General features: G+C 70.9%; 13 protein-coding genes. 6 read left to right on the top strand and 7 right to left on the bottom strand.

The genetic code is table 11. The features are described from left to right. The 3 genes from VFW66_08650 to VFW66_08640 form a co-directional block, all read left to right on the top strand. On the top strand, positions 1–213 hold a 213-nt coding region (locus VFW66_08650), incomplete at its 5' end, for a hypothetical protein (protein HEX5386753.1). Further along, on the top strand, positions 210–884 hold the full coding sequence (locus VFW66_08645; GenBank protein HEX5386752.1) for a cytochrome c-type biogenesis protein CcmH: 675 nt from the start codon (positions 210–212) through the stop codon (positions 882–884). The genes VFW66_08650 and VFW66_08645, both read left to right, overlap by 4 nt. After that, the gene (locus tag VFW66_08640; GenBank protein ID HEX5386751.1) at positions 884–1,465 is read left to right on the top strand and encodes a zinc ribbon domain-containing protein; all 582 of its coding nucleotides are present in this window, start codon (positions 884–886) and stop codon (positions 1,463–1,465) included. Before VFW66_08645 ends, VFW66_08640 begins: the two co-directional genes overlap by 1 nt. 27 nt (positions 1,466–1,492) lie before the next feature. On the opposite strand, the gene VFW66_08635 is transcribed toward VFW66_08640, so the two are convergent. Both VFW66_08635 and VFW66_08630 read right to left on the bottom strand, forming a co-directional pair. Beyond that, positions 1,493–2,098, bottom strand: a complete 606-nt coding sequence (locus VFW66_08635; protein ID HEX5386750.1) for a hypothetical protein — start codon at positions 2,096–2,098, stop codon at positions 1,493–1,495. A gap of 65 nt (positions 2,099–2,163) precedes the next feature. Then, positions 2,164–3,486, bottom strand: a complete 1,323-nt coding sequence (locus VFW66_08630; GenBank protein HEX5386749.1) for a hypothetical protein — start codon at positions 3,484–3,486, stop codon at positions 2,164–2,166. A gap of 97 nt (positions 3,487–3,583) precedes the next feature. Here VFW66_08630 and VFW66_08625 point away from each other — a divergent pair, with 97 nt between their 5' ends. Continuing rightward, positions 3,584–4,273 carry a TIGR04282 family arsenosugar biosynthesis glycosyltransferase gene (locus VFW66_08625; protein HEX5386748.1) on the top strand — a complete coding sequence of 230 codons (690 nt, stop codon included), beginning with the start codon at positions 3,584–3,586 and terminating at the stop codon, positions 4,271–4,273. Here VFW66_08625 and VFW66_08620 read toward each other — a convergent pair. After that, positions 4,270–5,004, bottom strand: a complete 735-nt coding sequence (locus tag VFW66_08620) for a TIGR04283 family arsenosugar biosynthesis glycosyltransferase (GenBank protein ID HEX5386747.1) — start codon at positions 5,002–5,004, stop codon at positions 4,270–4,272. The genes VFW66_08625 and VFW66_08620 overlap by 4 nt on opposite strands. 41 nt (positions 5,005–5,045) lie before the next feature. Between VFW66_08620 and VFW66_08615 the strand changes: the two genes are divergently transcribed. Next, positions 5,046–5,408, top strand: coding sequence for an arsenosugar biosynthesis-associated peroxidase-like protein (locus VFW66_08615; protein HEX5386746.1), 363 nt, complete (start codon positions 5,046–5,048; stop codon positions 5,406–5,408). Between the two features lie 4 nt (positions 5,409–5,412). Beyond that, positions 5,413–6,456, top strand: a complete 1,044-nt coding sequence (arsS, locus tag VFW66_08610; GenBank protein HEX5386745.1) for an arsenosugar biosynthesis radical SAM (seleno)protein ArsS — start codon at positions 5,413–5,415, stop codon at positions 6,454–6,456. A 1-nt stretch (position 6,457) separates the two neighbouring features. Here the strand turns inward: arsS and VFW66_08605 are convergent, their stop codons facing one another. The 4 genes from VFW66_08605 to VFW66_08590 form a co-directional block, all read right to left on the bottom strand. Continuing rightward, positions 6,458–7,618 (bottom strand): methyltransferase domain-containing protein, encoded by a 1,161-nt coding sequence (locus VFW66_08605; GenBank protein ID HEX5386744.1) that lies wholly within the window; start codon positions 7,616–7,618, stop codon positions 6,458–6,460. A 42-nt stretch (positions 7,619–7,660) separates the two neighbouring features. After that, a complete protein-coding gene (locus tag VFW66_08600; GenBank protein HEX5386743.1) occupies positions 7,661–8,494 on the bottom strand; it encodes a phosphate ABC transporter ATP-binding protein in 834 nt (277 codons plus the stop codon). After that, the gene (gene pstA / locus VFW66_08595) at positions 8,491–9,378 is read right to left on the bottom strand and encodes a phosphate ABC transporter permease PstA (GenBank protein HEX5386742.1); all 888 of its coding nucleotides are present in this window, start codon (positions 9,376–9,378) and stop codon (positions 8,491–8,493) included. The genes VFW66_08600 and pstA overlap by 4 nt, the downstream gene beginning before the upstream one ends. Further along, a partial coding sequence (locus VFW66_08590) for an ABC transporter permease subunit (GenBank protein ID HEX5386741.1) occupies positions 9,375–10,004 on the bottom strand: 630 nt, incomplete at its 5' end. The genes pstA and VFW66_08590, both read right to left, overlap by 4 nt.

The raw sequence follows: 10,004 nt of genomic DNA, 5'->3' as shown, positions 1-10,004 counted from the left end.
GTCGTGTTCGCCGGGTCGGTGAACGGCAGCGAAGAGGCCGTGTACCGGTTCAATGTGAATCCGCTGGTCTGGTGGGTATGGTTCGGCGGATTCGTGCTGGCGTTCGGCGGCATCGTGACCATGTGGCCGGGCGGCGGACCGACGATCCAGGCGCGGCCTCGGCGCATGGTACAGGCGGGGTACGAGGTTGCGCTCGCCGGGGAGGCACGGTGAACCGCCGACGGTTTCTCGGGTCAGGCGCGGCACGCATTGGGGCCGGTGCGCTCGGCATTTCCACCGCGGCCGGCGCGGCGGCGGGCATCGGGCCGCTCGAGCGGCTCTTCGCTCAGCAACCAGGCCAGCAGGCGGGACAGCAGCCGAGCGAGGAGCCGCTCGCGGGCGAAGGCGCCAACGGCAGCCTGCGCGATCCGGATGCCGCCGGCCGACCGCTCAGCGCCACCACCGCCGCCGACAACGACGAGGCGATCAAGCAGATCGAGCAGCACCTGCACTGCACCTGCGGCTGCAATCTCGACATCTACACCTGCCGGACCACCGACTTTTCGTGCAGCTATTCGCCCGAGCTGCACAAGGAAGTGGTGGCACTCTACGACAGCGGCAAGACGGCGCAGCAGATCGTCGATGCCTTCGTCGCCAAGTACGGCGAGAAGGTGCTCATGGCGCCCCCGGCCGAGGGGTTCAACCTGGCCGGGTATCTGGTGCCGGGAGCGCTCATCGCGCTGGCGGGCGCGGGCGTCGTGGCCATCGTTTCGCGGCGCGGAGCAGTGGCGGCGGCGGAGGGCGGCGTGCCGCGCGTCCCTCCGATGCCTCCCCCGGCCACGTCGACCGCGACGCCGGAAGAGCTGGACCGGCTCCGGCGCGAGCTGACCGAGGTGGATGACTGATGGCGTATGAGGCAGTGGCCGCGGTGGCCGTGGGCCTCGCGGTGCTCTGGCTTGCGCTCGGTCCGCTGATCCGGCCCGCGCCCCGGCAGCCCGCTGCCGTGGAGCCGCTCGACCCCGAGGAGACGCCCAAGGGCGTGGCTCTTACGGCGCTCAAGGAAATCGAATTCGACCGCGAAACCGGGAAGCTCTCCGACGCCGATTACGAGCAGCTCAAGGCCAAGTACACATCGATCGCCATCGCCGCCATGCGGGCAGAAGCCGCGGCGGACCAGGAGGCGGCCGCGGCAGCGAACGCAGCAGCGGACTCGGTGGCCAACGCCACCGCGGGCAATTTCGCCACGTCAGGCGACATCGAGGCGATGATCGCGCGCCAGGTGCGCCTCATCCGCTCGGCGCGCTCGACTGCGCCGCCGTCGGCTCCGGTCTGCGCATCCTGCGGCCCGCGGCCCGAGCCCGATGCGCTCTTCTGCTCCTCATGCGGCGCCCGGCTCCGTGTGCCGGTCGAGTGTGCCCGCTGCGGAGCCCCCCTCCCGGCGGACGGCAACTTCTGCGAGTCCTGTGGCAGCCGCGTGGCCGCCTGACGCGGGACGCCGGACGCTCCCATAGCCTCAAAGCCCCACGCGGAACCCGAGCGAAACGCCGGCTCGGCTCATTGTGGTGCTCTCGAACCCGGCGGGCAATTCTCCATCCTCGAACACCGAGCCGGTGACTGCGCCGGCGGCGCGCACCAGCCCCGCGATGCTCCGGCCAAACGGGACCCGCAGCTCAAGGCCGGCTCGCCCGCCCGCCCTGGTGCGTCCCTCGCCGTTACCGGGGTTCCAGATGTCGAGCACGGGCCCGCCGAACACGTAGAGTGAATTGCCGCCGAGCATGGTCAGGCGGTACGCCGCTTCCGGTGCGAGCTGCACCCATTTGAATGCGCCCTTTCCCACGACGGACAAGTCGGACGCTTCGACGGCGAGCCCGGATTGTGCGTACTGCACCCCGAACGCTGCGACTACCCGGCCAAAGCTGCGGTCGAGCCGGAGGGCGAACGTCGTGGGTCGATACGGGTGCGACACAGCACCATCGCTGGTGCTCACGTCCCGCGCGGCTCCCCAGAAGCGGGTGATTCCGAAGTCCGTCGAAATGCCCCACCGGTGCTCCTGTGCGGCCAGGCTTCCCGTCGCGCCTGCCAACAGCAAAGCCGATCCGACCAACGCCGCGATGCGCACGTGACGACCTCCCGGCAAGGGGGAGGGCCCGAGCCCTCCCCGGTGGGCCTGCAACACCGCCGACCTCAGTACATCTTGAGATTGAGCGCGCCGGTCGTGATGTTGTTTTCGCCTTTCACGATCCAGTTGGCGCCCGGCCTGAACTCGCCCGCAACTGCGTCCCGCACCGCCTCCCCGACCAGATCGTCCTGGGTGGTAATGACCGACCAGAGGGACTGGAAAATGTTCTGCACCGCCTTGGCCTGATTCCAGAAGTGCTGGAGCGCGGTGGTTGTGTCCCGTCCCGCCGTGAGCTGCCGGTACGCCGAGTCGAGCACCCGCAGGAACGTGGCGAAGCGCCCGGCATCGAGCTTGATCTGGCACGCGGTATCATCGTCCTCGATGACGACCACCCGCATGCTGTTGCCTTGATGCGCCTGCTTGTAACTGTTGATCTGGGTCTGGCTGAACAGGAGCACTCTGCCCGTCCAGGACGTCGCGTTCTGGTCGAAGTAGTAGGGCGTCGGCTGGTGCTCCCCCGCGCACTGGTAATCCTTGAGCGAGTCCGTGGTCCCCGCCTGGCCCAGGATATGGACCTCAAATTCGGGACTCCCCTTCAACCAACCCTCAAATGTGCCCGTGAATGAGGCGCCGGTCATCCAGAGGCCGGGGGACGGTACGCCCGGGTCGCTCCCGCTGATATCGCAGGAGCTGCCGGTCACCGTGCCGAAACCGCCGGAATAGGGCTCGACGCAGGTCGCGTCGGTGGTGACGCCCGACGACGCAGGGGCGTCGAAGTTCGTCTCCTGCGGCACCAGCGCCAGAACGGGCGTGGCCGGCGGGGTGTCGGGGCTCAGCACCCGGCGGTGGCCCTTGGTGTCGAACGCCACCGGCGCCTCGTGGTCGTTGAGCTCGGTCGCGACCAGCACGTTCTCGCCGCCGGTCCAGCGGGTCCGGTGCTCGGGCACCGGCAGGTAGAGCTCGAGCGGGATTGCGGACCGGGCTCCGGCCTCGAGCGCCGACAACCCGGCGCCGCTTGCCTGCGCCATTTCGGTGGCCGGCGCGCCGCCCTCCGCCGAGAGGTAGCGCTGGAACTGGATCTTGTGCTCGCGGACCTGGGAGCCGTCGAGCTGGCGCTTGAGCCGGCTCCGAATCGCCGGATCGCTGAGCGAGAGGGCGACGGTGCGGGCCAGATCCTCGAGCTGCTGGCGCTGGTCGCTGGCCGTGATGCCGGGGGACGCCGCTCGGCGGCCTTCCAGCACGCCGTCCGTCGTGCCGGTGGGCCCGCCGCGCTCGCCGCACGCGGCGGCGGTGGCGAGGAGCGCGAGCGTCGCGAGGCGGACGCCGACGCGCGCGGCCGGGCGGGCGCCGACAGCGTGGGCGCCGCGAGGGGAGGTGCTGCGGGACATGGTGCCTCCTGGGCTGGGGATGCGCGCCGACGGCAAGCGCGGGTGCGACGGCGAGCCCAACCTAGGAAGCACCGCGGGGAAGACCGGGACGGATTCTATGCGAGCGAGAGCGGAAAACTCCGAGCGCGGCTGCTATCTTCGGCCGACGACCATGCCGGCATCATCGAATCCGCAGCGCGCCCTCGTGATCCTTGCGCGCGCGCCCGAGCTCGGCCGAGTGAAGACGCGGCTCGCGGCCGAGCTGGGCGCCGCGGCGGCGCTCGCGGCTTACCGGGAGCTCGGCGCGCTCGTGGTGCGCGCCGTTGCCGAGGTTCGCCACTGCGACGTCGTCGTCGCGTTCACGCCGGCGGATCGCGAAAGCGCCATGCGCGAGTGGCTCGGCACCGCGCCGCGCATGGAGCCGCAGCGCGAGGGCGACCTGGGCGCGCGCATGGCCGCGGCCATCGCGGCGCGGCAGGCGGCCGGCGCGGCGAAGGTGGTCGTGATCGGCACCGATTGTCCGGAGGTGAATGCGGCGGTCGTGGAAGACGCCTTTGCGCGGCTCGACCGGGCGGACGCCGTGTTCGGCCCCGCGAGCGACGGGGGCTACTACCTAGTGGGCGTGCGGCGGCCGCTCCCCGCGCTCTTCGATCGGGTTCCGTGGAGCTCGCCCCGCACGCTCGCGGCGACGCTCGAGCGCGCGGCTGCCGAAGGGATCAGCGTGGCGTTGCTGGAGGAGCTGCGGGACATCGACACCGCGGCGGATTGGCGCGCGTGGCAGGCCTCGCGCGCCGGGACCGGGCGCTAGTCGGGATCGTTCGGGCGCTTATCCGGCTCAGCGGCCGCCCGGTAGCGCTTGGCCAGCCGCTCTGGCGAGGTCCCGGCCAGGTACGCCGCGAGCAGTCCCCAGTTGCGCAGCGTCCGCCGGATGAGGCCATCACGCTCCCATCGCCGGGCCGACACCCGCACCGCGGCTGGGAGCAGCCGCACCGAGGTGATGCGCCCGAGCGCGCGCACCAGCGCCACGTCTTCCATCAGCGGCACCGCTGGATAGCCGCCGGCCGCCTCGTATTCCGCCCGGGACACGACGAGCCCCTGATCGCCATAGGGAAGCCGGCACCACGCCGAGCGAGCGTTGGCGCCGCACTCGATGAGGCGAAAACCGAATCCCGCACCATCGATTCTCAGCCGAAACGCGTGGGCACCCGGCGCGCGGGTGCGCACGACCTGCTCGAGCGCCGCGAGCGCCGCCGTGTCGAGCCGCACGTCCGCGTGCAGAAAGCAGAGCACCGGCGCGCGCGCGGCGGCTGCACCGGCGCGAAGCTGGCCGCCCCGTCCACGCGGCCCCTCGATCACGCGTGCGCCGCGCGCCGCCGCGACGGCGGGCGTGCCGTCTCCGCTCCCGCCGTCCGCCACGATCACCTCGTGCGGCGGAGCCAGCGTGCTCAGATCGTCCAGCAGATGTCCGATCGCTCCCGCCTCGTCCAGGGTGGGAATGACGACCGACACCTCCGGCGGGGAAACCCCGGACGCAATCACGCCGTTATATTGGGGTCCTTCCTCCCGGAGTGCACCAGCCAATGTCGGATTCCTCCTCACGCACCGGCGAGCGCCCCAGCTACTACGACCGGCACGACCTCGGCCGCTTCAGCGAGATCGGGCGCGGCTCGCCCGAGCTGGCGGCCAGGTTCTTCGACTACTACAACGCCGTGTTCGCCGAGGGCGCGCTCTCGGCGCGGGAGAAGTCGCTCATCGCGCTCGCGGTGGCGCACGCGGTGCAGTGCCCCTATTGCATCGACGCCTACTCGAAGGACGCGCTGGAGAAGGGCTCCAACCTCGACGAGATGACCGAGGCGGTGCACGTCGCCGCGGCAATCCGGGGCGGCGCCTCGCTCGTACACGGGGTGCAGATGCTCAACCACGTCGACGATCTCGGGATGTAACCGCATGGGCCGAGTCCTTCCCACGCTCGCCAAGGCCCGCGCGCCGCTCGCCGCGGCAGCCGTGCAGCGCGATCGTCTCGACCGGGTGCCGGTCGCGCGCCGCTTCGACGACGCGCTGGCCGACTCGGGCCTCTTTCCGCTCACCGCCACCCGCGTCGACATCCTCCAGATCAACCTCGGCAAGCGCTGCAACCAGACCTGCGCGCATTGCCACGTGGACGCCGGCCCCGATCGCACCGAGGTGATGCCGCGAGCGGTGATGGAGGCCTGCCTCGCGTTCTTCGAGCGCGAAGAGGTGCCTACGCTCGACGTCACCGGCGGCGCACCCGAGCTGCATCCCGACTTTCGCGAGATCATCGTGCGCGCCTCGGCCACGGGCCGCCGCGTCATGCACCGCTGCAATCTCACCGCGACGCTGCTGCCGAACTACGCGGACATCCCGGCGCTCCTGGCCGAGCACCGCGTCGAGGTGGTGGCGTCGCTGCCGTACTTCCAGGCGCGGGAGACCGACGCGCAGCGCGGCGAGGGCGTCTTCGAGGAGTCGATCGCGGCGCTCCGCCGCTTCAATGAGCTGGGCTACGGCCAGGGCACGGGCCTCGTGCTCGATCTCGTCACCAATCCGGTCGGCACCTATCTGCCAGGCAACCAGCGCTCGCTCGAGGCCCATTGGAAGCGGCAGATGATGACGCGCTACGGCATCGCCTTCGATCACCTCTACACCATCACCAACATGCCGATCAGCCGATTCCTCGAGTTTCTGGAGAAGCAGGACAAGACCGAGGAGTACATGGCGCGGCTGGTGGCGGCGTACAACCCCGCGGCGGCGGCCGGCGTCATGTGTCGCAACACGCTCTCGGTCGGCTGGGACGGCACCCTCTACGATTGCGACTTCAACCAGATGTTGGAGCTGCCGCTCGCGGCACCCGCACCGCGCACCATCTTCGATGCCGTCCGCGACGCGCTCGACGCGCGCAGCATCGTGACCGGACCACACTGCTTCGGCTGCACCGCGGGCGCGGGCAGCTCGTGCGGCGGCGCCGTGGCCTGAGTCAGCAGCACCCTTCCGGGCCGCAGCACGATTCGGCGCCGGCGTCGGTCGCGCGGTAGTCAGCGCCCTTCGTCTCGCGCGGGTGGCGCCGCGCCGTGCCGCGGCAATCGAATTCCGCCGCTTCATCGAGCGGCACCTCCGCCAGCGGCGGCACCGGCAGGATGTCGCTCGCGTAGGGCTCCTTCCCGTACAGCGCAAAGGTCTTGTCGCACACCGCCATCCGCTGGCCGCGTTCGAGCACGTGGCCGTCGTCGTCAATCACGCGCTTCCACGGGCCGCGATAGATCACCGCCTGGCGCCGCTCGAGGCAGCGGCCCTGCTTGCCCTTGTGCGCGGTGACGGTGACCGAGCGGAACTCGATGCCCTCGACCGTCCGCCACGGCCGCTCGTCGCGCTTGGCGATGCGCATGCCGTAGAACCCCGCGCGGTCGAAGGCGTCGAGGAACTCGTCCTCCCGGAGCGCGCCCGAGATGCAGCCGGACCAGAGTTCCGGGTCGCGCCGCATCGCGTCGGGCACGTCCTCGTCGCTCACGATGTCGCTGATGGCCACTCGGCCGCCGCGGCGCACCACCCGAAAGATCTCGTCGAAGAGCTGCACCTTGTCCGCGGGGCGGACCAGATTGAGCACGCAGTTGGAGAGCACGACGTCGACCGACTCGCCGGCCACCAGCGGCTCGCGCGCTCGGCTCTCGTCGGCAAAGGCCTCGAACGCCGCCAACTCGGCGCTGCCGCGCACGGGATGCGCCGAGAGATACGCATCGCAGCGGGTGAGGTCGAGCCGCAGATCCTGAATCCGGCCCTTCCGGAACTCGACGTTGTGATAGCCGAGCCTGTCGCCGATGGCGGCGCGGTGGCGCTCGGCCAGCGCCAGCATCTGGTCGTTCATGTCGACGCCGATCACCCGGCCCGCGGGCCCCACGATCTGGGCGGCGATGTAGCAGATCTTGCCGCCGCCCGAGCCGAGATCGAGCACCGTGTCGCCCTCGCGGACGAACGCGGAGGGGTCGCCGCAGCCGTAGTCGCGCTCCTTGATCTCGTCCGGAATTACGGCGAGATAGCGCGGATCGTAGTCCACCGGGCAGCAGAGCGCCGCCTCGCGCTCCTGCGCGGCGCGGGCGTAGCGGTCGAGGACCGCCTGCTCCGGATTGGTCGCAATGCCCACCGTTGCCTCCTTCGTTCGTTGCTCGTCCGCGCGTCGCTCGTCTCAGCCGCGCCGGCCCGCGACGTAGGACGCCGTCACCGGGCTCTCGGGCGCGTGAAAGAATCGGTCGGTCGGCGCCGCCTCGACCAGAGAGCCGGCGCCGTCGCGGAGCCAGAGGAGCGCCGCATCGTCGCCGTTGCGGCGCGCCTGCGCCAGCTGGTGCGTCACCACGACCACCGTGAGGCGGCCGCGGAAACTCGTGATCAGGTCTTCCACCACGCCGCTCGCGATCGGGTCGAGGGCGCTGCACGGTTCGTCCATGAGCAACACCTCGGGGCGCAGCACCAGCGCGCGGGCGATGCAAAGACGCTGCTGCTGGCCCCCCGACAACTCGCGCGCGGAGGCGCCGAGCCGATCCTTGATCTCCTCCCAGAGCCCGACCGCGCGGAGCGCCTCCTCGGCGCGGGCCTCGCGCTCGGCGCGGTCGCCCACGCCGTGCTCCCGGAGCGGCAGCTCCAGGTTGCGGCGCACCGACATCGGGAACGGATTCGGCTGCTGGAAGATCATGCCGACGCGCCGCCGGAGCGCTACGACGTCGGTTTCCGGCGCGAGCACGTCGAGCGAGCCGAGTTGCACGGCACCCGACACGGTGGCGCCGGGGACCAGGTCGATCAGTCGATTGAGACAGCGGAGCAGGGTGGTCTTGCCGCAGCCCGAGGGACCTACCAGCGTAGTGATCCGTCCCGCGCGAATCGCAAGCGACACCCGATCGACCGCAGTCCGCCCGCGGTACCGCACGGTGAGCGCCTCCATGGCGAGGTGTGTGCTCGCTTCGCCGCGGCCGGGTTCGCCCCGTATGCGGACTTCGGCTCGCTCCACTCTCGGCAGCGCGGTCATCTCTGCGGAGTTCCCCCCGTAAGCCGGTATGCGCTGATCCAGAACACCGCGCCGTCGAGCGCGAGAAGCGCCACGACAAGCACGAGCGCCGTGGCGTAGGCGCTCGTGTCGCCACCGGGGACGTTGAGCGCGAGGTCCAGAATGTGGACCGAGAGCGAACGCCCGGAATCGAACAACGATGTGGGCATCCGCGTCACGTACCCGCTGGTGAAGATGAGCGCGGCCGTCTCGGCCAGCGCGCGGCCGATGCCGAGCACCAGTCCGATGACGAGCGCGGGCATCGCGGCCGGCAGGAGAACGCGGAACGCCGTCGAGACCCGCGAGAAGCCGAGCGCGGCGGCGCCGAGCCGGTGCTCATCCGGCACGCCGCGGATGCCCGCTTCGGCCGACCGGATGAGGATCGGCAGCACCATGCAGGCGAGCGTGAGGCCGCCAGCGAGAATCGAGAATCCGAATCCGAGCACGACACAGAAGAAGGCGTTGCCGAAGAGCCCGAACACGATCGACGGCACGCCCGCCAGTACGTCGAGGCTCCGGCGGACGGTCGCCCCGAACCACCCGCCGCGCCGGGTGAGCTCGGCCAGCAGCAGCGCGGTGCCGAAGCCGATCGGCACCGCGACCGCAAGGCAGACGGCGAGCAGCAGGAGCGTGGAGACGAGCATCGGTGCGATGCCGCCCGCGCGGCCGGCGTCGATCGGATCGGTGAAGAGGAATGCGGGCGACAGTTGCCGTGCCCCATGCCAAACGATGTCACCGAGCAGCCAGAGGAACACGGCGGTGACGAGCATCGGCGCGAGCCAGACCGCCGCGCCGCCCGCGGCGTCGCGCAGGCGGTGAGTCCGGGTACGGCCCGGTGCCGCCCAGAGCAATGCGCCGCTCGTCACGCGCCGCGCTCCACCGCGTGATTCGGTGCGCGCGCCACCACTTCGGCCCCGCCGACCAGGATCATCACCATCACCGTGAGCGCGAGCCCGCTCACGAAGAGCGCCGACCGGTGGGTGCCCAGCGCGTACGACATCTCGAGCGCGATGTTGGCCGTGAGCGTGCGCACGGGATCGAACACGCTGCTGGGCCACTGCACCACGTTGCCCGACACCATGAGCACCGCCATCGTCTCGCCCACTGCGCGCCCGGCGCCGAGCACGAGCGCCGCCACGATCCCGCGCCGCGCGGCCGGCAGCGCTACGTGCGTCGCCACGCTCCAGCGCGAAAGTCCGAGCGCCGAGGCGCCGAGGAGCTGCTCGCGCGGCACGGCGCCGAGGCTGGTTTCCGCGAGGAGTGCCACGGTGGGCAGCACCATGAGCGCCAGCACGAGCACCGCGGCGAGGAGACTCGGCCCCGGCGGATGGATTCGCCCGATGATCGGGGCGAGCACGACGAGTCCCCAGAAGCCGAACACGACGGACGGGATTCCGGCGAGCAGGCTTAGCAGGTGGCGGTACGCTGCCGCCGTGCGGCGGGGAGCGTAGAACTCCTGGAAGATTGCGGAGAGAATACCGACCGAGCCGGC

This window comes from Gemmatimonadales bacterium (genome assembly GCA_036279355.1).
Taxonomy (GTDB): domain Bacteria; phylum Gemmatimonadota; class Gemmatimonadetes; order Gemmatimonadales; family GWC2-71-9; genus DASQPE01.
Note: the sequence above shows the minus strand (reverse complement) of the source record. Positions and strands in the feature narration are given on the sequence as shown.

Coding starts and splice junctions, on each gene's coding strand:
- VFW66_08630 (HEX5386749.1), bottom strand. CDS start 3,486: ATGTCCCGCAGCACCTCCCCTCGCGGCGCCCACGCTGTCGGCGCCCGC.
- VFW66_08600 (HEX5386743.1), bottom strand. CDS start 8,494: ATGACCGCGCTGCCGAGAGTGGAGCGAGCCGAAGTCCGCATACGGGGC.
- VFW66_08625 (HEX5386748.1), top strand. CDS start 3,584: ATGCGAGCGAGAGCGGAAAACTCCGAGCGCGGCTGCTATCTTCGGCCG.
- VFW66_08615 (HEX5386746.1), top strand. CDS start 5,046: ATGTCGGATTCCTCCTCACGCACCGGCGAGCGCCCCAGCTACTACGAC.
- arsS (HEX5386745.1), top strand. CDS start 5,413: ATGGGCCGAGTCCTTCCCACGCTCGCCAAGGCCCGCGCGCCGCTCGCC.
- VFW66_08640 (HEX5386751.1), top strand. CDS start 884: ATGGCGTATGAGGCAGTGGCCGCGGTGGCCGTGGGCCTCGCGGTGCTC.